Annotated in this window: 21 protein-coding genes; 12 read left to right on the top strand and 9 right to left on the bottom strand. The window is 60.4% G+C overall.

Annotated elements, in window-relative coordinates; genetic code table 11:
- Positions 1-3: 3 nt before the first annotated feature.
- The 5 genes from RCAS_RS26340 to RCAS_RS22225 all read right to left on the bottom strand — a co-directional run bounded on the left by RCAS_RS26340 (position 4) and on the right by RCAS_RS22225 (position 4,167).
- The gene (locus RCAS_RS26340; protein ID WP_269634027.1) at positions 4-495 is read right to left on the bottom strand and encodes a XamI family restriction endonuclease; all 492 of its coding nucleotides are present in this window, start codon (positions 493-495) and stop codon (positions 4-6) included.
- Between the two features lie 19 nt (positions 496-514).
- Positions 515-964 carry a XamI family restriction endonuclease gene (locus RCAS_RS26335; RefSeq protein ID WP_198135971.1) on the bottom strand — a complete coding sequence of 150 codons (450 nt, stop codon included), beginning with the start codon at positions 962-964 and terminating at the stop codon, positions 515-517.
- Positions 965-1,204: 240 nt separating this feature from the next.
- Entirely contained in the window at positions 1,205-2,092 is an 888-nt protein-coding gene (locus RCAS_RS22235) for a dihydrodipicolinate synthase family protein (protein ID WP_012122739.1), read from the bottom strand.
- A 15-nt stretch (positions 2,093-2,107) separates the two neighbouring features.
- Complete coding sequence (gene accC / locus RCAS_RS22230) at positions 2,108-3,883, bottom strand: acetyl-CoA carboxylase biotin carboxylase subunit (RefSeq protein ID WP_012122738.1); 1,776 nt, start codon at positions 3,881-3,883, stop codon at positions 2,108-2,110.
- Between the two features lie 20 nt (positions 3,884-3,903).
- Positions 3,904-4,167: a hypothetical protein gene (locus tag RCAS_RS22225; RefSeq protein WP_012122737.1), complete on the bottom strand. Its 264-nt coding sequence runs from the start codon at positions 4,165-4,167 to the stop codon at positions 3,904-3,906.
- 385 nt (positions 4,168-4,552) lie between these two features.
- On the opposite strand from RCAS_RS22225, the gene RCAS_RS22220 reads away from it, so the two are divergent.
- Positions 4,553-4,783, top strand: a complete 231-nt coding sequence (locus RCAS_RS22220) for a hypothetical protein (protein WP_012122736.1) — start codon at positions 4,553-4,555, stop codon at positions 4,781-4,783.
- 81 nt (positions 4,784-4,864) lie between these two features.
- On the opposite strand, the gene RCAS_RS22215 is transcribed toward RCAS_RS22220, so the two are convergent.
- Positions 4,865-6,616 (bottom strand): Rqc2 family fibronectin-binding protein, encoded by a 1,752-nt coding sequence (locus RCAS_RS22215; protein ID WP_012122735.1) that lies wholly within the window; start codon positions 6,614-6,616, stop codon positions 4,865-4,867.
- 42 nt (positions 6,617-6,658) lie between these two features.
- Here RCAS_RS22215 and RCAS_RS22210 point away from each other — a divergent pair, with 42 nt between their 5' ends.
- From RCAS_RS22210 to RCAS_RS22180, 7 genes are all read left to right on the top strand, one after another.
- A complete protein-coding gene (locus tag RCAS_RS22210; protein ID WP_012122734.1) occupies positions 6,659-7,291 on the top strand; it encodes a guanylate kinase in 633 nt (210 codons plus the stop codon).
- Between the two features lie 31 nt (positions 7,292-7,322).
- On the top strand, positions 7,323-7,844 hold the full coding sequence (locus RCAS_RS22205) for a GatB/YqeY domain-containing protein (protein WP_012122733.1): 522 nt from the start codon (positions 7,323-7,325) through the stop codon (positions 7,842-7,844).
- Between the two features lie 33 nt (positions 7,845-7,877).
- A complete protein-coding gene (locus RCAS_RS22200) occupies positions 7,878-10,064 on the top strand; it encodes an HD family phosphohydrolase (protein WP_012122732.1) in 2,187 nt (728 codons plus the stop codon).
- Positions 10,065-10,090: 26 nt separating this feature from the next.
- The gene (ybeY, locus tag RCAS_RS22195) at positions 10,091-10,570 is read left to right on the top strand and encodes an rRNA maturation RNase YbeY (protein WP_012122731.1); all 480 of its coding nucleotides are present in this window, start codon (positions 10,091-10,093) and stop codon (positions 10,568-10,570) included.
- Positions 10,571-10,572: 2 nt separating this feature from the next.
- Positions 10,573-11,070 carry a diacylglycerol kinase family protein gene (locus tag RCAS_RS22190; RefSeq protein ID WP_232280099.1) on the top strand — a complete coding sequence of 166 codons (498 nt, stop codon included), beginning with the start codon at positions 10,573-10,575 and terminating at the stop codon, positions 11,068-11,070.
- An 8-nt stretch (positions 11,071-11,078) separates the two neighbouring features.
- Positions 11,079-12,335, top strand: a complete 1,257-nt coding sequence (locus RCAS_RS22185) for a glycosyltransferase family 4 protein (protein WP_012122729.1) — start codon at positions 11,079-11,081, stop codon at positions 12,333-12,335.
- 118 nt (positions 12,336-12,453) lie between these two features.
- Positions 12,454-13,584 carry a phospholipase D-like domain-containing protein gene (locus RCAS_RS22180; RefSeq protein WP_012122728.1) on the top strand — a complete coding sequence of 377 codons (1,131 nt, stop codon included), beginning with the start codon at positions 12,454-12,456 and terminating at the stop codon, positions 13,582-13,584.
- 9 nt (positions 13,585-13,593) lie between these two features.
- Here RCAS_RS22180 and RCAS_RS22175 read toward each other — a convergent pair whose 3' ends face one another.
- Entirely contained in the window at positions 13,594-13,896 is a 303-nt protein-coding gene (locus RCAS_RS22175) for a hypothetical protein (RefSeq protein WP_232280098.1), read from the bottom strand.
- 466 nt (positions 13,897-14,362) lie between these two features.
- On the opposite strand from RCAS_RS22175, the gene RCAS_RS22170 reads away from it, so the two are divergent.
- Both RCAS_RS22170 and fabF read left to right on the top strand, forming a co-directional pair.
- Positions 14,363-15,283 carry an undecaprenyl-diphosphate phosphatase gene (locus RCAS_RS22170; RefSeq protein ID WP_012122726.1) on the top strand — a complete coding sequence of 307 codons (921 nt, stop codon included), beginning with the start codon at positions 14,363-14,365 and terminating at the stop codon, positions 15,281-15,283.
- 42 nt (positions 15,284-15,325) lie between these two features.
- On the top strand, positions 15,326-16,756 hold the full coding sequence (fabF, locus tag RCAS_RS22165) for a beta-ketoacyl-ACP synthase II (protein WP_012122725.1): 1,431 nt from the start codon (positions 15,326-15,328) through the stop codon (positions 16,754-16,756).
- A gap of 33 nt (positions 16,757-16,789) precedes the next feature.
- Here fabF and RCAS_RS22160 read toward each other — a convergent pair whose 3' ends face one another.
- Positions 16,790-17,176: a response regulator gene (locus RCAS_RS22160; protein ID WP_012122724.1), complete on the bottom strand. Its 387-nt coding sequence runs from the start codon at positions 17,174-17,176 to the stop codon at positions 16,790-16,792.
- A 77-nt stretch (positions 17,177-17,253) separates the two neighbouring features.
- Between RCAS_RS22160 and holB the strand changes: the two genes are divergently transcribed.
- On the top strand, positions 17,254-18,318 hold the full coding sequence (gene holB, locus RCAS_RS22155) for a DNA polymerase III subunit delta' (RefSeq protein WP_012122723.1): 1,065 nt from the start codon (positions 17,254-17,256) through the stop codon (positions 18,316-18,318).
- Positions 18,315-18,953 carry a tetratricopeptide repeat protein gene (locus tag RCAS_RS22150; protein WP_012122722.1) on the top strand — a complete coding sequence of 213 codons (639 nt, stop codon included), beginning with the start codon at positions 18,315-18,317 and terminating at the stop codon, positions 18,951-18,953. The genes holB and RCAS_RS22150 overlap by 4 nt, the downstream gene beginning before the upstream one ends.
- Here the strand turns inward: RCAS_RS22150 and RCAS_RS22145 are convergent.
- Entirely contained in the window at positions 18,926-20,530 is a 1,605-nt protein-coding gene (locus tag RCAS_RS22145; protein ID WP_012122721.1) for a gluconokinase, read from the bottom strand. The two genes, RCAS_RS22150 and RCAS_RS22145, sit on opposite strands and share 28 nt — an antisense overlap.
- Between the last annotated feature and the right edge of the window lie 13 nt (positions 20,531-20,543).

Here is a 20,543-nt window from a genome sequence, read left to right as displayed (position 1 = left end):
GTCCTACAATCCCAGTCTTCCCAGATCGTCGATCCTGTGCTCCCACACCCAGTCGATCCCTTCGGCGGCTTCGTAACCCAGATAATCGCTGCCGAAATATCCGCAAAGGAATAGAACGAAGGCCACGCTCTTCCCGTAGGTCGCCTGGAGCTGATGAATCTTCGTGGCCTCTTCCTTACGCCGCTTATTTGTGTTTGTAAAGTCACCTGCTGACTTCGCCTCAATAAAGATTGGCAGCCGGTCCTTGCGTCGTTTCTTGGGCTGGATAACAACGTCGATCGGAATATTGACCCTATGAGTCCTTCCGACGGGCACATTCAAGCGGAAGGTGTACGTGCCCGGTTCCATATCCGTGAGCGGCTTGTCTGATGGGTGATGTTGTTTTCGATAGCCAATCTGATCGAGATAGTCGCCGATCATAGCGAGCTGCCGTTGCTCCTGAGCGTTGCGCACAATCGGATTCGCTACCGCGCTGCAAAGCCGGTCGGCAACGATCGTTGAGGCCCGCTCGCGTTCATGATTCGGTTGGGCCCTCGCGATTGTCCAGCCAGGGGAAAATATCCCGGTCCAAGAGTCGTGAGAGAATGCCGCAGATCTTTGTCAGCTCCGTGTCGAGGACGGTAGCCGTCATCTTGGTTGGCAGCTTACCCTTCTCCATTCGTCCAACGAGATTCTTGCTTGAACCCGCCAAACCGACGAGTCGGTCGACGGCGAGCGGTGGTGCGGTGCACATGCGCAGCGTCGGGAGAGCGCCAGGGTTTCCCTTGAGCGTGGCTGGACTCAGGGTCCGAAGGTCGTTGGTTGCCACCAGCGCTGCCTTGACCTGCTCGGTCGTCTGCACCCGTGTGGACCGAAATACCTCTGGGGCACAGTCCATGAACCACTGGTTGAAGCGATCAACAGAAGCCGCGATATCCGCCTTCCAGAGGTGCGGTTTGTCGGCGTTGATTGGTCGCGTCTTCATGCCAGCCATTCGTTCACTACCACCTGCGAGTCTCCGGTTTCGATTGTGATCCTCGGGTGCCCAACATGTGAGTCAGTTGCACCCGCAGGAATTGTCGGTCCCTTCAGGTCGAATCATGCCGGGACCGTGGTGTTGTACGCCTGGTGCATGTCAGGACGAACACACCCGCACTTTGCGGCGTCAGGGCGCCCCGGCGTCGACTTCTGAACGAGATTGGTTCTCGTCACGTCACGACCGCATTCACGTCGCTTCGACCTTCCGCACTGCCGTCCACAGCGTCTCAGCGTCGTCGGGAGTCAGATCGACAAGCGGAAAGCGAGATGAGGCGCGCGGCAGATCGGTGAGGCGCGCCAGCAGCGCCTTGATTGCCGGTGGGTTGCCATACGGCTTTAGCGCCTGACTGAGCGCCGTCACCAACCGCTGCGCCGTTTCCACATCGCCGCCGGTCAGATGTGCGGTCATGACGGCGCGCATCTCGCGCGGGAAGACATTGCTCAGCGCAAATATCCCGCCTGTCGCACCGTCGCGCAACGCCTGTGCGAGCAGCGCCGCGCTTCCGACGTACACGCGCAATGTGGGGAATCGCTGCGTCAGCATCGCCAGATAAGCAGGATCGCCGCTGCTGTCCTTCACGCCGTACACCATATGCGGATGGCTCTGATAAAGCCCCTCGATAACAGCGGGAGTGACAGGAATCTGGCTCATTGGCGGAATATGATACAGGATCAGGCGCGCGCCAGACGGCAGCGCATCGCACAGCGCGCGGTAGTATCCGAGCAAACCGGCGTCGCTCAGATTCTTGAAATAGAATGGCGGCAACACCAGCGCCGCCTCGGCGCCGCGCTCGATCGCATAGCGTGTCAGGATGATGGTGTCGCTCAACGCAGCGCAGCCGGTTCCTGCAAACACCCGCAACCGTTCACGATGGCGCATCACCGTGTCGAAGATGGCCATCCGCTCGGCAACGCTCAACGACTGACCTTCGCCGGTTGTCCCGCACGGCACGACGCCATCGACACCCTGCGCCTCTAACCAGCGCAAATGCCTGATGATGAAATCGTGATCGACAGCGCCCGAAGGCGATGTGAAGGGTGTGACGCTGGCAACAAAGAGTTCTGGCGCAACCATAGACCTCTCGTACTGTTATGCTGCAACTTCGCCGGCAGCGCGATAAGTCGCCAACACCGTGCCAGGCTCGACAGCCTGCCCGACCTGCACGCGCACCTCACCAATGACCCCTTTGCGCGGCGCGGCGATTTCGTTCTCCATCTTCATCGCTTCGATCACGAACACCACCTGACCTGCTTCCACTTCCTGGCCGGGCGATACCAGCACTGCCGAGATGGTTCCCTGCAATGCACTGGCGACCCCATCGGCAATTGGGTGCAATGCGCGATGCGCAGCGCGGTCGCTCGCCTGCCGGGTGCGCCGTTCCGTTCGCTCTGCGCGCGTCTCGGCTTCCGCCACCCGCACCGTAAAAAGGCGTCCGTTGACTTCGACTTCAAAGATGCGCGCCGGTCCGCTACTCACTGCGGCGGCTGATACCGGACTCAAAAAACCCTGACTCAAGGCGCCTAACTGATCGGCAAGGTGATGCGGAATAAAGTTGATCGTCGCCTTGCCCTCCTGGAACACCGGATGCGACATGGTCAGGAGATGGAACGGAATCGTATGCGCCACCCCGACGATCCGATAATCCGTCAGAGCGCGGCGCATGCGCGCAATCGCTTCGGCGCGATCATCGCCCCAGCAGATCAACTTGGCAATCAATGAGTCGTAATGTTGCGGAATAGTATACCCTTTATGCACGCCGCTGTCGACTCGCACCCCGAAGCCGTATGGTTCGCTGTACTCGACGAGCGTTCCAAGCGAGGGGCGGAAGTTGCTGGCGGGGTCTTCGGCATTGATGCGGCATTCAATCGCATGCCCGCGCATCACGATGTCGTGCTGGGTCAGCCAGAGCCGTTCGCCGCGCGCGATCCGCAGTTGCGCTTTCACCAGATCGACGCCGGTGACCATTTCGGTAACGGTATGCTCGACCTGAATACGGGTGTTCATCTCGAGGAAATAGAACTCGCCGTCCTGATAGATAAATTCAAGCGTCCCCGCGCTGACATACCCGACCTGCGTCGCCAGGCGAACCGCCGCTTCTCCCATGCGCTTACGCAACTCAGGCGTCATGACCGGTGATGGACTTTCCTCGATCAACTTCTGATGACGGCGCTGCACCGAACACTCGCGTTCGCCGAGATGGATGACGTTGCCGTGTGCGTCTGCCAGCACCTGAATTTCAATATGGCGCGGGTCGGTCAGATATTTTTCAACATACACATCGGCGTTGCCGAAACCAAGTTCCGCCTCGCGGCGCGCACTCTCGAACGCCTGCCGCAGTTCGCCCTCCTCGAACACGACGCGGAAGCCGCGCCCGCCACCGCCAGCGACGGCTTTGATTGCGATGGGATAGCCGTACTCGTGGGCGCACGCCCGCAATTCCTCCAGTGTGCCGATGGGATAGAGCGTTCCTGGCACAACCGGCACCCCTGCGGCTTTCGCCTCGCGACGCGCGGCAACTTTCCCGCCCATACGTTCCATCACCTCAGCCGGAGGACCAATGAACACCAGACCGGCGAGCGTCACGGCGCGCGCAAACGATGGGTTCTCTGCCAGAAAGCCATACCCCGGATGCACGGCGCCTGCCCCCGACTCGCGCGCAACTTCGATGATCCGTTCGATGTTCAGATAACTCTGCGCCGCCGAAGCCGGACCCACCAGATAGGCGGCGTCGGCATACGCCACATGTGGTGCGTGACGGTCCGCTTCACTGTAGATCGCAACCGTTCGCAACCCCAATTCTTTGCAGGCGCGCATCACGCGCAAGGCAATCTCACCACGATTGGCGACCAGCACCGTGTCGAACATATGCTCCTCACTGCACACAATCAATCGAATGTTCCCAGAATGCCGACGCTCCAGCGCGCGGCACGACCGGCACGGTCCACCGTTCTCCAGGTGACCGCGCGATCGCCACGCGCCGGCACGCCACCCTGTGCTGCGACCAGCGCCGCCACCTGCCAGGCGCTTCGTGGCGGCTTCATTTCGAGAGCCTCCGATTGTTCGGCTTCCAGATAGAGATGGATTGCCGCAAGCGCGGCTGCGATAAGGTCATCATCCATACGTATTGGGCTGGCGGGAAAATAATTCATGGCGTTCGTTGCGTGACTCAGCGCTACACGTGCGCACTATTCCGCTGGAATGCGAATGCTTTCATTATAGAAGCAATGGTTACGGCGCCGCATCCACCCATAATGACCGTTACCCATGCGCCTGGATCGCGCGGGCGCCACTGATGAAAGTGTAGGAGGTTCCCGGGTGTGCGGCGCCAGCCGTCCCGGCGGTGACGGTCATCTCAGACACCGGTACTGTCGGGCTATTGCGCCGGTTGATATAATCTTAACCGACAGGGTGTACCCTACGCGGCGTCGTCTGCGGTTTTCATGCAGCAGCGCATTGCAGACTCATTCACGATCACCCGCTGTCAACACCTCGAACATCGAACTTGGCGCATCAGTGTAAAGGGGGTGAGAACGCATGGAACGGCGGCTATCGACGTGGTACGCTGCCATCGACGACATGGTATGTCAAATGGCGGCGCGTGTGCAGGCCTGGCGGCTCCTGCACGCCGAAGGTCAGGGATTGGTGGAGTATTCGCTCTTATTGGCGCTCCTTGTTCTGGTCGTTATCGGTATTGTTTCGGTGATGGGCAACACGGTCAGCGGTCTGTGGTATCAGCGGATTATCGAGCGCTGGCCCTCGTCGTAGTCGGGTTGTATCAAAATAGCGCAATTGTTTCTGTTGTTCTCCGGCGCCCGCAGCACGCGGGCGCTTTTTGTGCGTATCGCACTACCATGGCGGTCGCGGCGCCACCCGCACGCTCCGCTCCGCCCGGTACGTCACCAGACCTGCCGGTCCGCCACGCACCTTGCGCACGTGGCGGCGTCGCGCAATCTCGACATCAACGCTCGAGGATGAACGCAGAGCGCTGTAGTATGCCGCCAGCGCCGCTGCTTCCTCAATTGTGCGTTCTGGAACCTCCCGTCCGCCGCTTTTGATAATGACGTGGGCGCCAGGCGCGCCGCGCGCGTGCAGCCAGAGATCATCGGGCGCGCCGAGACGGAAGGTGACCTGCTCGTTCTGCTGCGCGGTTCGCCCGATATAGATCGTGAATCCGTCACTCGACTCAAGACGCAGGGGAGGCATAGGACGCGCCTGGCGCTTCCGGGTGCGTTCTGTGGATGCGGGTCCAAGATACCCTTCTGCTTCCGCTTCACGCGCAATCGCCTCAATCTCCTCGAACCGCTCCGCTACGTCCAGCAGCGCCAGCGTTTCGTCAAGACCTGCCAGACGCAACTCGACGGCGCGCAATCGTTCGGGGACTCCCGTAAGCGCGCTTTTGGCTTTGTCATAGGCGCGAAATCGCTCCTGAGCGGACTCGACCGGCGACTTATGGGGGTCGAGCGTAATGGTGCGTCCTTCGACGTCAAGATGCTCCTGCCCCGGCGTCAGCGTATGGAGGAAGGCGAAGATCATTTCTCCCTCCCAGCGCAATCGCTCGAAGTCGGCTGCACGCTGCAACTCGGCGTGCAAAGCGGATCGCTGCCGTTCCAGGCGCTCGCGCGTATCATGCAACTGCTCGCGCAGCGCGTCGCGGCGTTGCTGGTGCGCCGTCAGGCGCTCACGCGCCGCGTAGTATGCATCGAGTGCGGCGCTCATCGAGGCGTAGGGGCGCGCCCCTGCCAGATGTGTGATTTCATATGGCGCAAACGCGATCGGGCCACGCTCATCGACCACCAGATGCGGCGACCAGGAAGCGTGCCACAACGCGCACAGCGCGTCGGCGAGCGCGTCCCATGGCAGATCGGGACCGGTAGGCACAAGGGTGCGTCCCATCACCCGATACACCGCTTCGCGCGCCGCCAGCGGCGACAAACCGCGATAGGCGCTCACCAGAGCACGCGCCAGATCAGGTTGCCCATCCGGGATGGCGGCGCGCAGTTCAGCCGCCGTCGCCTGCCGTGGGTCGTATTTGATCTGCGGCGGCGGGAGTTCGTATGGTTCACGCGGCAGCACAGGTCGGCGGCTCATGCGCGGCGTCACATGCCGCGCTGCCGCCAGAATGATATTGTCGTCGCCAACCAGCACAATATTACTGCGCTGTTCCATGATTTCGACAATCAACTCACAACGCAGCGTTTCCTCCTCCGGCGCGGTGTCCTCCGGCGGCGTGTCATCATCGTCGAGATCCGCTGGGTGATCGGAGTTGCGCGAGAAGGGACGTTTGGCTATACTTAGCAGCAACACCCGCTCCAGATCGGGCTGTTCAACGGCAGTGATCCGCCCGCGATTGACATACTTGCGCAACAACAGCAACAATGGCGGCGTCGCATCCGTGCCGCGTGAGATGCGCACCGGGCTCAACTGGACGCGCGCAAACTGCGGATGGGCGGAGAGAAGCAGGTAGCAGCGGCGACCGGTATAGATTTCAAGCGCGACGCTCAGCGCACCGGGCAGCAACACACGCTGGACGCGACCGCCAACAATGGTTGCGCGCAATTCATCGACGACAGCGGCAAGAGTCAGGGCATCGAAATACATTGCGCTCCGCATTATAGCACGCAGCACCGGGAAAGGAGGAGTATGCCCGTCGCTGATCGCAATCCGTTACTCGATGGTCTGCCAGCATATCCGCTGCTGATCGTCATCTCCGGTCCGTCTGGCGTCGGAAAGGACTCCATCCTGAACCGGATGCGTGAATTAAAGGTGCCGTTTCATTTCGTCGTCACTGCGACCGACCGCCCAATGCGCGCAGGTGAGCGTGATGGATACGATTATCATTTTGTGACGACTGAGCGTTTTCGGGAAATGATCAGTCAGGGAGAGTTGATCGAATGGGCGCGGGTCTACGGTCACTACAAAGGCATTCCGGCGTCTGAGGTGCGCGATGCGCTGGCGTCGGGGCGCGATGTGGTGCTGCGGATCGACGTCCAGGGCGCGGCTACCGTGCGTCGGTTAGCGCCCGAAGCAGTGCTCATTTTTGTGGCGCCGGGCAGCCTGGATGAACTTCGGGCGCGGCTCGTGCAGCGTCGCACCGAAAACAACACGGAGATCGACCGACGCCTGAGTGTGGCGCAGCAGGAGATGGAAGCGCTCGATGCGTTCGATTACATTGTGTTGAACCGCGCCGACCGCCTGGACGACGCTGTGGCGCAGATTCAGGCGATTGTGGCAGCGGAAAAGTTGCGCGTGCATCCGCGACACGTTGTGCTGTAGGGTGAAACGCGCCGGGCAGCGGAGAATATCGATGGCAATACTCCAACAATTGCAGAACGATCTCAAGGCGGCGTTGAAGAGCGGCGACCGATTGCGGGTGGAGACGATCCGCATGGCGATCGACGCTTTGAAGAAGGCGCAAATGGCGCAGGTGAAAGCCGCATTCGATGCGGCTGGCGGCGAGTCGGCGGATGCCGCCGCACTCGCGGAAATTGACCGTCATGCGACTCTGACCGAAGCGGCAGAGCACGAGGTCCTTACGAAAGAAGTGAAACGCCGACGCGAAGCCGCCGAACTGTACCGGAAAGGAGGTCGGACCGATCTTGCCGAAAAGGAGGAGGCGGAAGCGGCGATTCTTCAGGCGTACCTGCCGCAGCAACTTTCGGAAGAAGAATTGCGCCCCCTCGTCAAAGCGATCATCGATGAGATCGGCGCTGCCGGTCCTGCCGATATGGGCAGGGTTATGCCGGTGTTGATGCAGCGGCTCAAGGGGCGCGCTGATGGTCGCCTGATCAGTCAGATGGCGCGCGATCTTTTGAGCCATGCGCTGTGACCGGGCGCCGATGCGCGAAGGCGCGACTTCGCCATGAATATCAGACAATGGTTCCATCGATCAATCCGTGTGGATCAGTCGCATGGGGACGAGTCGGCGCATCAATCGCCGAACCGCGCGTGGCAACGTCTGACGGCGGGGCTAAGTCTGGGGCTTGCTCTGGTCATCTGGCTGGCGCTGGCATGGCAGCCGATGGTTGCCCCCGACCTCCAGCTTGGGCAGCCAAGTCCGCGTGATATTCAGGCGGATCGGACAATCACCTATGTGAGTGAGTGGCGCACCGAACAGGAACGCACCCGCGCTGAGAGCGCCGCCGATACGGTGATCTATTCGCGCGATATGAGCATCCCCATTCAGCAGCGCGCGGAACTCAAGAACCTGCTGCAAACCATCACTCAGATCCGGGACGATCCAACACTGTCCAAGGCGCAGGAGCGCGAACGCCTGACGAGCCTGCCCAACAGTACGCTGATCATTTCGCCCGAACTGGCCAGCGTTATTGCCCGCCAGACCGATGAGTCGTGGGCATTGATCAGTTCACTGTCGCTGGAACTGTATGATCGCGCGCTGAGCGAAAACCGGTATATGCTCAATGAGCAAAAGATCGCCGAACTGCGCTCGTTCTCGTTGCCCTATTGGGCATCCCTTCAGGCGGAGACGCCGGAACAGGCGGAATTGATCGCGCTCTTCAGCGGTTCGTTTCTGAAAACGAACCAGTTCATCGATGAGGCAGCCACGCAACGCCGCAAACAGGAAGTGCGCGACGCGGTGCAACCGGTGACGGTTCGAATCCTTCAGGGCGAAAGCATTGTGCGTCAGGGGGACGTGGTAACCCCTGACGTGCTGGAAAAACTTGAGGCGCTGGGGGCGCTGCGCACGAAAACGAACTGGACGGCGCTTGGGGGCAGGGTGTTGCTGGCGCTGCTGATTGCCGGCGCGTTTGGCGCGTATGTTGCAACCGCGCAACGCGATGCGCTAAAGGACGTTCGACCGCTCCTGCTGGTGTTCGGTCTCCTGGCGCTGGCAATTGTTGCGGCGCGGTTGATCACGCCGTTCGGCATGCAGTGGACCCAGGCATTTCCCGTGGCGTTGATTGCAATGTTGCTGGCAGCCCTCTTCAATGTCGGTCTGTCGCTGATGAGTGTGGGAATCCTCAGTGCTGTCATTGCCAGTTTGAGCGACAATCAACTGACGACGGCGCTGACGCTCTTCCTGGGGGGAATTGCCGGCGCATTGCTGATAGGACGTGGTGAACGCTCGTTGCTGTTCTTCATCAGCGGCGTGGCGGTGTCTCTGATGATGTGCGCTGCGCAATTCACCTTTCATCTGCTCAATGGTGCGCTCCCGACATTCGATCAGGCGCTGACGATCCTGGCGGTGAGTGGCGTCAATGGTGCGCTCTCGGCAATCCTGGCGCTCGGTCTCTACAACCTTGCCGGTCAACTGGCCGGTACGGTCACGCCGCTGCGGCTCATGGAACTGGCGCATCCGGCACAACCGCTGTTGCGTCGCCTGATCCGCGAAGCGCCCGGCACCTATTATCACAGCGTCGCGGTCGGCAATCTGGCGGAGAGTGCGGCGGAGGCGATCGGCGCCGATGCCCTCTTGCTGCGCGTTGCGTCGTATTATCACGATATTGGTAAGACGATCCGCCCGTTCTTCTTTACCGATAACCAGAGCGACCGCGAGAATGTGCACGATGATCTCGATCCGCTGACCAGCGCTCAAATTATTGCCGACCATGTGCGCGAGGGGAGGAAAATGGCGATTGCCGCCGGTCTGCCGGCGCAGATCGTCGATTTTATCAGCACCCATCACGGCACCAGCGTGATCAAGTATTTCTACCAGCGCGCCCTCCAGCAGCACGATTCGGTGAATATCGAGGACTATCGCTACCCCGGTCCACGACCGCGCACGCGCGAGCAGGGTATCATGATGCTCGCCGATTCGGTCGAGGCGACGGTGCGCTCGAAGTTCCAGGCAGGCAGTGTGATTTCCAGCCGCGAGGCGAATAACGGCGATGCGCGGGGGCGTGAACATGGCAAGACGCTCGAAGAATTGGTGACGGCGATTATCGATGAACGGGTGCGCAGCGGGCAACTTGATGAGTGCCCCCTGACGCTGCACGACCTGGCGCGCATCCGCCAGGCGTTCATTACGACCTTGCAGGGAATTTATCACCCGCGCGTCGATTATACGCCGGGAAAACCCGTAACCTGATTGCCGCGACAGAGGTTCTTGTTCTTATGGATGATGCTGAAATACTGGTTGATGTTCAGGTCGTTCCGCAGTACGCTGCAGTGGTCGATGCTACGCTGGTCGAGCGCGCTGTTGCGCAAACGCTGCGCACTGACGATGTCGCCGGTCCGGTGGAGATCAGCATTCTAATCACCGATGATGCAGACGTGCATCGGTTGAATCAGACCTACCGCGGCGTCGATGCGCCAACCGATGTGCTCTCTTTCGCAGAGGATGACGACCATTCGTTTGTGCGCCCGCCTGATGCGCCTCGCTACCTTGGGGATATTGCCATTTCCTGGGACCGGGTGGTGGCGCAGGCAGCGGAGTACGGTCATTCGCGTGAGCGCGAACTTGCCTTTCTTGTTGTTCATGGCGTTCTGCACCTGTTGGGTTACGACCACGAGCGTGGTCCGGTTGATGAAGCCGACATGCGCGCACGCGAGGAGGCGATCCTCGGTGCGCTGGGTTTGAGCCGTGAGGGGTGATCATGGCGACGAATCATCAGTCTCCAGCAACCGATCGTCAGACGGTCGCCGGGTATCGTATGCCCGGCGCGACGCGCCTGCGTAGTGCGTCGGCGCCTCGCCGCAGCTCCGTTCGCTGGGTTCAGCGGCGATTGCGTTCGTTTCTTTTCGCATTTGCGGGGATTGGTCATCTTTTGCGCACGCAGGGAAATGCGCAGATCCACGTGGTGGCTGGAAGCGTTGCGATTGTGCTCGGCTTTTTCTTCAACATTGATCGCGGCGAATGGCTGGCGCTGGCGCTGACCATCACGCTGGTGCTGGCAGCCGAGGGGGTGAACACCGCAGTTGAGGCGGTGGTCGATCTGGTGACGCCTGGGTTCCATCCGCTCGCCAAGATCGCCAAGGATGTGGCGGCCGGAACGGTGCTCCTCACCGCAATCGGCGCCGTCGCCGTCGGTGTGATTGTCTTTCTGCCGCGTCTCTGGACACTCGTCGCGCCGTTGATCCAGGGCGCGATCTGAAGCGTTGCATGCACATTCTGCTGCTCTCGCCCTATCCGCCCTATCCGCCACGCGGCGGCGGCACGATGCGTGTCTACCAGATCATTCGTGGTCTGGCGCAGCATCATACCCTCACGTGTCTCACGTTTGCGCCTGATGCCGTTGCGGAACGGGCGCTGACGCCGCTCCGCGATCGGTGTCGGGTTGTTTCGGTGCGTGGACCTGCGCCGCGTTCTGCACTGCGCCGCGCCTGGACGACGCTCGCCTCGCCGCTTCCCGATATGGCGTTGCGGAATGCATCACCCGCCTTTCACGCTGCGTTGCACGATCTGATCTCCTCTACCCGGTTCGATGTCGTGCAGGCGGAAAGCATCGAGATGGCGCCATATCTGGCGAGTCTGTCACTCGTCGATACCAGGCGCCCAAATACACGTCCCTGGTTGGTTCTTGATCAGTTCAATGCCGAATATGTGCTGCAAAAGCGCGCGGCGCTCACCGACCTGCGCGCGGCGCTTATGCTCTCCAATCCGGTGCAACGCAGCGCTGGCGGCGCTTATTCCCTCATCCAGTGGATAAAACTGGCGCGCTACGAACGAAACGTGATGCAGACCTGCGATGTGACGATTGTAGTGTCCGAGGAAGACCGCCGGGCGCTGGAGCGGCTCGGTGGAACACGCTTCGTGGTTGCGCCGAATGGAGTAGACACCACCTTTTTCAGTCGCGCTGCGCTTGCCCATGAGCGTCGCGCACCGCTGGCGTTCGCCGTTCCCACGCTCGTGTTTAGCGGAACACTCGATTTCCGACCGAATGTGGACGCGCTTGTCTGGTTTGTCGATGCCGTGTTGCCACAGATTCACATGCACCGTCCCGATGTGCGTCTGCTGGCGGTTGGAAAACGTCCCGCGCCGATATTGCAGCGTCTTGCCAGGCAAGGGCGCCTCGCGCTCACCGGCGAAGTGGCGGATGTGCGCCCCTACCTGGCCGGCGCGACGGTATATATTGTGCCCATGCGCATCGGCGGCGGCATCCGCCTGAAAGTGCTCGAGGCATTCGCCATGGAAGCGCCGGTTGTCAGCACGTCGCTCGGCGTTGAGGGCATCGTCGGGCTGCGTGATGGCGTTCACTGTCTGCTGGCAGAGACGCCACAACAGTTCGCCAGGACAATCCTGCGCCTGCTGGACGACCCGGCGACCAGGCGCGCGCTCGGCGCTGCGGGCCGGGAACTGGCATCCACCGGGTACGATTGGGAGACGATCATTCCCCGCATGGAAGCCGCTTACCGGTAGCGAATGCGGTTCATTTCGCTCCAGGCGTATCGTTGGCGCACATTGTGCGGTTGAGACAATAAAGCGGCAGACCCGTATTGTTGATCGCGCTGGATCTGCACAGCACAGGGTGTTGCTCGTGCCCTCATCCACCCGCCGCCGTCGCGCGCTTCCGCTCTGGCTGGTTCTCCTGGCATTGCTGGGTCTGTGCGCGACTTACGCCCAGGTTCACACCCCATCGCACCCGGCGCCAGCCGAACCATCGCAACCGCACCACAGTGCGATCGTCCGGCAGGTGCAGGTCTTCTTTACCACACCGACATTACGCTACCCGGACGCGCCCAACCGCCGCGCGACGCCGCCAATGTTGCGTGAACTGGTCGGCGATGTATCCCGCGCTCGCACATCAATCGATGTGGCAGTGTTCGACCTGGATCTGCCGTCGCTCGTCGAGGCGCTGATTGCCGCCAGGAAGCGCGGAGTGAACGTGCGCGCAGTCATCGACAGCGAAAACCTCGGCGATCCGGCGGTTGCCATGCTGACCGGACGCATGCAGGATCGGCGGATTCCGGTCGTATTCGATCATCGCGCGCCGTTCATGCACAACAAGTTTGTCGTGATCGACAGCACAATTGTATGGACCGGTTCGTGGAACCTGACCGAGAACTGCACATTTCGCAACAACAATAACGCGATTCGGATCGAGAGCCGCCGGATCGCCGCCGCCTATCGCCGTGAATTCGATCAAATGTACATGGGGCGTTTCGGTAATGCGAAACAGAGCGATAGCGAACGTTTAGCGGCACAGGCAGCCGATAGCACGATCACAATCTATTTTTCGCCACAGGATAAGGCTTTGCCCATAATTCTCGATTACATCGCACACGCGCACAGTACCATCGTGTTTATGGCATTTTCGCTCACATCGGCGCCTGTTACCGATGCCCTGATCGATGCAGTGGAGCGTCAGGTCCGCGTAAGCGGAGTTGTCGAGAAACGCAATGCCAGGGGAACAGGATCGGTGTTTGCTCACCTGTCCGAACATGGGATAGACATTCTGGAAGATGGCAACTGTTACAATATGCACCACAAAGTGATGATTATTGATGATGAGGTCGTGATCACCGGCTCATACAACTTCACCGACAATGCAGAAAACACAAACGACGAAAACCTGGCGATCATACACGACACGACCATCGCCAGGCTCTTTCTGGATGAGTATGCGCGCATTCGACAACAGGCGCTCGAACCGAACCGCTGCAACTAATGCGCCGCGTTATGCTGGTTGTTTGCGCGGTCGTCCCGGTCTTCGGCGCTGTGGCGCGCCCTCTGCTGAGTTCGACGAGACGGGAGCGGGATGGAGTTCCATTTCAGGTCGCAGCTGGACAATCTTGAACGGAATGATACTTCCTCGCGTGCGAAAGAAGAGGATGTCGAAACCACGTCGTTTTGCCGCCGCACGGAGACGGCTGCGCACAGTCGTGCGCTTGTCGTCCGGTTCAAGTTCTACTTCGCCGTAATCTCCAATCTCATAATCCTCCAGAAAGTGGTCGTACTCTGCGGCAATCAATGTTCGCATACCTTTGCCTCTGTTTTCGAGGAGGAACGCTTCCTCTTTGGTCAGCTTGCGCACTTTAGGCATCCTGGTTTCCTTTCGTTGTTCGAGAGAGATAAGAATACTTCCAACCGGTTATCATTCAGCGTTGAGCGTGGAGATAACGTTCTCGCATGCTTCTTTTCTATTGTATAGCACTCTTTTGTTTCACGCAAGCGGTTTTTTCCTATAATTGTCAGTCTTTCTTCGCTTTCGCACATACCGGATTTGAGATTCTGCGCTCTCTTTTTTTCAGGAGGTTGTGGGTGGAAGCGCTGATCACTCATGGTGCGTAAGACTTACGACCTTCCCGATAGGACACGGCGACAGCGTTGCATTGGATGAACAATTTGGGCAGACATCGTCATTCCGAATGTTGCGATGTGTCTGGTATAATGCTGCGGTACACATGCGATGAAAGCCGCCTGACACCATCCAGAAAGTTGTTGTCATGGGTTCTTCTGATCTGGTTGCACGCAATGAAGCGCGTTCGCGCAACGTGCACATTCTGACGATCGGCGCCATTGCGCTCCTTGGGATCGCATTAATCATTGCGGTTCCTGCTGCCGGCGACTGGTGGAAAGTCGTTATCCTCGGCGTCGTCGAGGGCTTGACCGAATTCCTCCCGATTTCATCGACAGGGCACCTGCTGATCGTTTCCAGCCTGCTCGATTTTGAGGGGAGTCTGGGAGGCACGTTCGAGATTTTCATTCAACTTGGCGCAGTCCTTGCGGTAGTGGGATATTATGCGGTTGACCTGCTGCATCAGGCGCGGCAGGCGCCGCGCGATCCGCAGACGCGGCGATTCTGGTTGGCGATCGTCCTGGCTTTCATTCCGGCTGCGGTCACTGGTCTAGCGCTGCACGACTGGATCAAGGCAGTGCTGTTTTCACCCACGGTTATTGGGATTGCGTTGATCACCGGCGGTGTGGTTCTGATCATCGTCGAGCGCTTACCCCGTGGCGCCGCCACGATCCACGACGCCACTCACCTCTCGCTCCGTCAGGCGCTCGGTATCGGCATCGCTCAGGCGCTGGCGCTGACCCCCGGCGTTTCGCGCTCGGCGGCGTCGATCATCGGCGGGATGCTGGTCGGCTTGGACCGCCGCGCCGCAACGACTTTTTCGTTCTATCTGGCGATCCCGACGCTCGGAGCGGCGACGGTTGTCGATCTGTTGACCAGCCTCGACCAGGTGACGCCGAGTGACGTGGGGCGCCTCTTTCTTGGATTGGTGGTGTCGCTGATCGTCGCCTGGCTGAGCATTGGCTGGTTGTTGCGCTATGTTGCCAATCATAGTTTTGTCGCCTTTGGCATCTATCGTATTGTTGCCGGATTAATTGTTCTGGCGCTGGTTGCTCTGGGCCGGTTATAATTTTTTGTGCGAACGATGAACAGACGGAGAGGAGCGAGCGCTATGCCCCCTGTCTCTCGTAATGCGCCGTCACGCCGCGCTCAGGTGCGTGAACGCCTCCTTGCTGCGCTGACCGGCAGCGTTGATCCCGATACGCTCGCATTGCGGATCGATCAGTTATTGGCAGAGGTGTTCGAGGACGAGCCGGTTTTGCAACCACAACCGGCGCTGATCGATCAGGGCGATGAGGATAGCCGCGTTGTCGTCACCGGTATGGGTGTCGTCACGCCGCTCGGCAACGATCTGGCGACGTTCTGGCAGGGGCTGGCGGAAGGGCGCAGCGGCGTCGGTCCGATCACGTTGTGCGATCCCGGCGATGCAGCGACTACCATTGCCGCTGAGGTGCGCAATTTCGATGCGCGCGATTTTATGGATGCCAAAGAAGCGCGGCGGGTCTCACGCGGTACGCAGTTTGCCGTCGCTGCGGCGCGCATGGCGCTCGACGATGCGCGCCTGACGGTTGATGAGAGCAATCGGTATGATACCGGCGCGCTGATTGCCTGCGGCAGCACCTCACCACCCGATACGGAGGCAGCCGCCAGAATCCTCTTCGAGCGCGGCGCCGCGCGGATTAGCCCGTTCTATATCACGAGCGCGTTGCCCAATATGCCGTCGTGCCAGGTTGCCATTCATCTGGGATTGATGGGGTACAACACAACCATTGCCACTGCATGCGCCGCAAGCGCGCAGGCAATCGGCGAAGCGGCTGAGGTTATCCGTCGCGGCGAGGCGACGATTATGCTGGCAGGCGGCACCGAAGCGCCGATCTGCCGCCTTACCCTCGCCAGTTTTGGCGCTATTCGGGCGCTCTCGACGCGCAATCACGATCCAACCGGCGCGTCGCGTCCGTTCGATGCCGAACGGGATGGGTTCGTGCTTGGCGAAGGCGCCGGCGTGCTGGTGCTCGAAACCCTCTCCCATGCCCGGCGACGCGGTGCGCGCATCTATGCTGAGATTATCGGCTATGCATCGACGTGCGATGCCCATCACGTTACAGCGCCACATCCGGTCGGCGACGGGGCTGCGCGCGCAATTATGCGCGCATTGGCGCGGGCGAAGATGACGCCACAGCAGATCGATTATATCAATGCTCATGCGACCGGGACGCCTACGGGTGATGTCGCCGAAACGCTGGCGATCAAGACGGCGTTTGGTGAGTATGCTTCCAGTGTGCCGATCAGTGCCACCAAGTCGATGATCGGACACCTGACGAGCGCCGCAGGGGCGGTGGAGGCGGCAGCGACGATCCTTGCCATGCAGCATCAGTTCATTCCGCCGACGATTAATCTCACGTCGCCCGATCCGCAGTGCGATCTCGATTATGTTCCGCTGCATGGGCGACCGGCGACGATTCGGATTGCCATGTCCAACTCGTTTGGGTTCGGCGGGATCAATAGCGTTCTGGTGCTGCGGCGTGGTGATCTCTACCAGTAGGGATGGATACGATGATCAAGAAATGACGAAACGCTATGCCGCAATCGCTGGAGGCGACAACAGGTTTCGAACGTATGTGATCAATCCATCCAGGTCGAAGGGCTTGTCGACATAATCGACGCAGCCGATCGATTGGACCTGGGATCGCTTGATGAGGGTGGTGTAGACGGTTGTGGCAAGGATGGGAACGGCTGCAATCTCCGAGAGGGTGTGCAGTTGACGGACTGTTTCCCAGGCGCATTGACCGGGAAGCGAGAGCGAACAGAGGATGAGATCAGGGCGTATGCCGGAGGAGAAGCGGTCCGGGGCGTTGGATGGCGCGGCTTCGATAACGTGGTAGCCGGAAAAGCGCAGCAGGCGGGCAAGGATAGCGCGGTGATCAGGGTCTTCGTCGATGATGAGAATGGTGCGGTGCGCCATATGATCCTCAGTTATTCACAGCATTTCTACCAGAATAGAATCGGTTGTATCCATAAAAAGATACGGCTTATCACACGATGATCGAATCGTCAGACAACTGGGGCATGATCGGGCACGAGTGGGCGGTCGAGTTTCTGCGACGCTCGATTGCCGGCAAGCGCCTGGCGCATGCGTATCTCATCGGCGGACCGGAAGGCGTAGGGAAGGCGCTGCTCGCGCTTCGGTTGGCGCAGGCGCTCAACTGTGAACGGTCAGCCCTCGATCCGTGTCTGCGCTGCCGGGCGTGTCAGCGGATCGAGCGTGGCAACCACCCGGATGTCCGCATCGCTGGCATGGCAACGCAGGCAGCCGGGGCAAAATCTGACGATGCGGCGCGGCAGAAAGAGTTGAAGATCGATACGGTGCGCGAGTGGCAACGCGATATGATGCTGAAGCCCTACGAGGGTCGGCGGCGCGTGTTCATTCTGCACGATGCAGAGAAGTTGAACGAATCTGCATCGAATGCGATGCTGAAAACCCTGGAAGAGCCGCCTCCCTATGCAACGATTGTTCTGGTTGCGCACACGGTGGGCAGCCTCCTGCCGACGATTGTTTCGCGCTGTCAGTTGCTGCGGCTGCGCCCGTTGCCGCGCGCGCAGGTGGCGGCGGCTTTGCGCGAGAAGCGTAACCTGGCGGCCGGCGATGCCGAACTCCTGGCTGCCTGGAGCGGCGGACGGATCGGGTGGGCATTGCGTATGGTCGATACACCGGATGAACTGGCGGCGCGCCGGGATCAACTGGCGGAACTGCTGGCGCTTGCCGACCAACCACTGGCAACCCGTCTGCGCTGGGCGGAGGAACAGGCGAAGGCGTATCGCGCCGGCGATCAGACGGCCGTGTTCGAGACGCTCGATCTGTGGCAGAGTTGGTGGCGCGATGTGCTGCTGACTGCCGCCGGTTGTCCGCAGGCGGTTGTCCATATCGACCGCCGTGACGAACTGGTAGCAGCAGCGGCGCAGCACACCGTTCCTGATCTTCACGCCTTCGTATCAGGCATTGCTCTGGCAGCGCAGCGTCTGCGCGATAATGTGAATCCTCAACTGGCACTGGAGGGTGTGGCGCTGGCGATACCGGAACGACGAACGCCACAATCAAGGAAATGAACCATCTTCTGCATCAAGCATTCCTGGCATTTGACAATGGCCGATATGATGAAGCCGAACGCCTTTATGCGGCGGTTCTGGCAGCATGCTCGACTGCCCGGTATGAGCAGTACCGACAGGTTGCTCACGGACTGGCATTCACATACTGCTTCCAGAACAAATTCGATCAGGCGCGCGAACTCTACGCGCGTCTCTATCGTCTGGCGCAAGAAGCGCACGATGTACGATGGCAGGCGATTGTGCTCCATCAACAAGGGGTGGTCGAGCGGATGGCGGGCAATCTCGGCATCGCACAGGCGCTTTTCCGAGAAGAGTATCGTTTTCGATTATCGTATGTTCCCGATGATCACGCCGGTTTCGCCGCGAATCTCTACGAGCAGGGGTATATCCTTCTCAAATCAGGGGATGTGGCGCAAGCCAGGGCGATCATGCATCGTTCCCTGGAAATGGCGCAGCAGGCAAACGATGCCATGTGCCAGGGATGCGCGTATCGCGGTCTGGGAGAAATCTATGCCGCTCTGAACGAGCGAGATCAAGCCAGGGTCTTTTTCTTGCGCGGCGAACAAGCGTTTCGACAGGCTGGCGACCGAATTGCAGCGGAAGAAGTTCAACAACTGGCTGCATCATCCCTTTGAACGATCTTCTCGTACAGCGCCTGCTGGCGCGCAATGGCTGCGCGGTAGCGCGCGTGATGATGTGGGTTGGGAACGAACCCGGCGGCATTCGCTGCAATCAGATCTTCGTCTACGGTCACACCCAGCGCATCGAGCGCCAGGAGCGCCGCACCTCTGGCGCTCACCTCGGGTTCAGTGGCAACGATCAGCGGTCGCCCCAGCACATCGGTCATGATCTGCATCCAGGCAGGTGACGATAGCAGCGCGCCGCCGCCTGCAACGAAGACCGATGGCGTCACGCCCGCCTGCTCGATCTGTTCCAGAATCAGCGCAAACCGATACGCAACGGCTTCCATCCCGGCGCGCAGGATGTCGAGCGGCGTCACGCCCAGCGACAGACCTGCAATCACGGCGCGCGCGTCGCCAGCCCAGCCAGGACTGCGTTCCCCTGCCCAGAATGGCAGGATCGTCAGTCCGTGGTTATCGGGCGGAAGCGCTGCCAGCGCCCGATCGAGCGTATTCGGGTCTTCGTCGATCCGCAACGTCTCGCGTAGCCAGGCGACAACATTCCCGCCCTCGCTGGTAGCGCCGCCGAGCAGGGCGCGATGGCGATCAATCCGATAACACCACAAACCAGATGGCACGTGCTCCATATCCGGCAGCGCCACACGCAGCGCGCCGGTAGTGCCAATGGTGATTGCCGCGCGCGTTGGACCTGCGCAACCGCTGCCAATATTGGCCGCCGCGCCGTCGCCAATGGCAGGAAACCACGGAATCTCCGCCAGTTCCGCCCAGCGCGCGGTATGCTCAGGAAGCAAACCCTGGATGGGCGCATCCCGATCGATGAGCGGCGCCAGTTGACCGGGGCGAACGCCGAGATCGCCCAGCAAGCGGAGATCCCACGACAGCATGGTGCGGTCGAGCAGGCCCGTCCAGGAAGCGGCGGAATAACTGATGCGCCGCCGACCGAACAGGCGCAACTCCAGATAATCGCCCAGGGTTGCCCACGATGCCGCCTGACGAAAGAGTGCCGGGCGGGTCCGGCGGATCCAGGCGAGTTGGGCGGGCCAATAACTGGTGCGCAGCAGGCATCCGGTGCGTTGATGAACCTCGCGCTCATCGAAGCGCGTCCGCAGCGCAGCCGCGTCCTGAGTGCAGCGCGTATCGGCGTATGTGAAGATCGGAGTCAGGGGACTGCCATCACGGTCGAGTGCGAGCAAGGTCGCCGCCAGGGTCGTGACCGCAACGCCGCCGATAGCGTTAGGGGGTATCAGCGATGCGGACTGCGCGAGCGCCATATCGAGGCATTGCCCGACGGCATCGAAGAGTGCGCCGGCATCGATTTCCGCAGCGCCATCAGGAGCAGTGCGCACCGTCACCGGCTCACGCGCGCCGATCCCTGCCACACGCCATCCCCGCGCATCGAACATCAGCGCGCGCACCGAGGACGTGCCAATATCGAGCGACAGAATAAATGGCGGCGCAGCGTCTTTCAATGCCATAAGCACGACCGTTGCACAGCGACGCCAGATCCTCCGACAGGCAATATCGTTGCCTTCCAGACTGTCGAGGGTAAAACACGCGCAAACAGTGAGCAAAACGCCTCTACGC

This window comes from Roseiflexus castenholzii DSM 13941 (assembly GCF_000017805.1).
GTDB classification, from domain to species: domain Bacteria; phylum Chloroflexota; class Chloroflexia; order Chloroflexales; family Roseiflexaceae; genus Roseiflexus; species Roseiflexus castenholzii.
This window is presented reverse-complemented; position numbering and strand designations above follow the sequence as displayed.

Excerpts from the sequence above, each read along its gene's own strand:
- RCAS_RS22160 (WP_012122724.1), bottom strand. The coding sequence starts at position 17,176 with ATGGCGCACCGCACCATTCTCATCATCGACGAAGACCCTGATCACCGC.
- RCAS_RS22190 (WP_232280099.1), top strand. The coding sequence starts at position 10,573 with ATGGCGACGAATCATCAGTCTCCAGCAACCGATCGTCAGACGGTCGCC.
- RCAS_RS22235 (WP_012122739.1), bottom strand. The coding sequence starts at position 2,092 with ATGGTTGCGCCAGAACTCTTTGTTGCCAGCGTCACACCCTTCACATCG.
- RCAS_RS22215 (WP_012122735.1), bottom strand. The coding sequence starts at position 6,616 with ATGTATTTCGATGCCCTGACTCTTGCCGCTGTCGTCGATGAATTGCGC.
- RCAS_RS22225 (WP_012122737.1), bottom strand. The coding sequence starts at position 4,167 with ATGAATTATTTTCCCGCCAGCCCAATACGTATGGATGATGACCTTATC.
- ybeY (WP_012122731.1), top strand. The coding sequence starts at position 10,091 with ATGGATGATGCTGAAATACTGGTTGATGTTCAGGTCGTTCCGCAGTAC.
- RCAS_RS22170 (WP_012122726.1), top strand. The coding sequence starts at position 14,363 with ATGGGTTCTTCTGATCTGGTTGCACGCAATGAAGCGCGTTCGCGCAAC.
- RCAS_RS22150 (WP_012122722.1), top strand. The coding sequence starts at position 18,315 with ATGAACCATCTTCTGCATCAAGCATTCCTGGCATTTGACAATGGCCGA.
- RCAS_RS26335 (WP_198135971.1), bottom strand. The coding sequence starts at position 964 with ATGAAGACGCGACCAATCAACGCCGACAAACCGCACCTCTGGAAGGCG.
- fabF (WP_012122725.1), top strand. The coding sequence starts at position 15,326 with ATGCCCCCTGTCTCTCGTAATGCGCCGTCACGCCGCGCTCAGGTGCGT.
- RCAS_RS22220 (WP_012122736.1), top strand. The coding sequence starts at position 4,553 with ATGGAACGGCGGCTATCGACGTGGTACGCTGCCATCGACGACATGGTA.
- RCAS_RS22175 (WP_232280098.1), bottom strand. The coding sequence starts at position 13,896 with ATGCGAACATTGATTGCCGCAGAGTACGACCACTTTCTGGAGGATTAT.
- accC (WP_012122738.1), bottom strand. The coding sequence starts at position 3,883 with ATGTTCGACACGGTGCTGGTCGCCAATCGTGGTGAGATTGCCTTGCGC.
- RCAS_RS22200 (WP_012122732.1), top strand. The coding sequence starts at position 7,878 with ATGAATATCAGACAATGGTTCCATCGATCAATCCGTGTGGATCAGTCG.
- RCAS_RS22210 (WP_012122734.1), top strand. The coding sequence starts at position 6,659 with ATGCCCGTCGCTGATCGCAATCCGTTACTCGATGGTCTGCCAGCATAT.
- holB (WP_012122723.1), top strand. The coding sequence starts at position 17,254 with ATGATCGAATCGTCAGACAACTGGGGCATGATCGGGCACGAGTGGGCG.
- RCAS_RS22205 (WP_012122733.1), top strand. The coding sequence starts at position 7,323 with ATGGCAATACTCCAACAATTGCAGAACGATCTCAAGGCGGCGTTGAAG.
- RCAS_RS22185 (WP_012122729.1), top strand. The coding sequence starts at position 11,079 with ATGCACATTCTGCTGCTCTCGCCCTATCCGCCCTATCCGCCACGCGGC.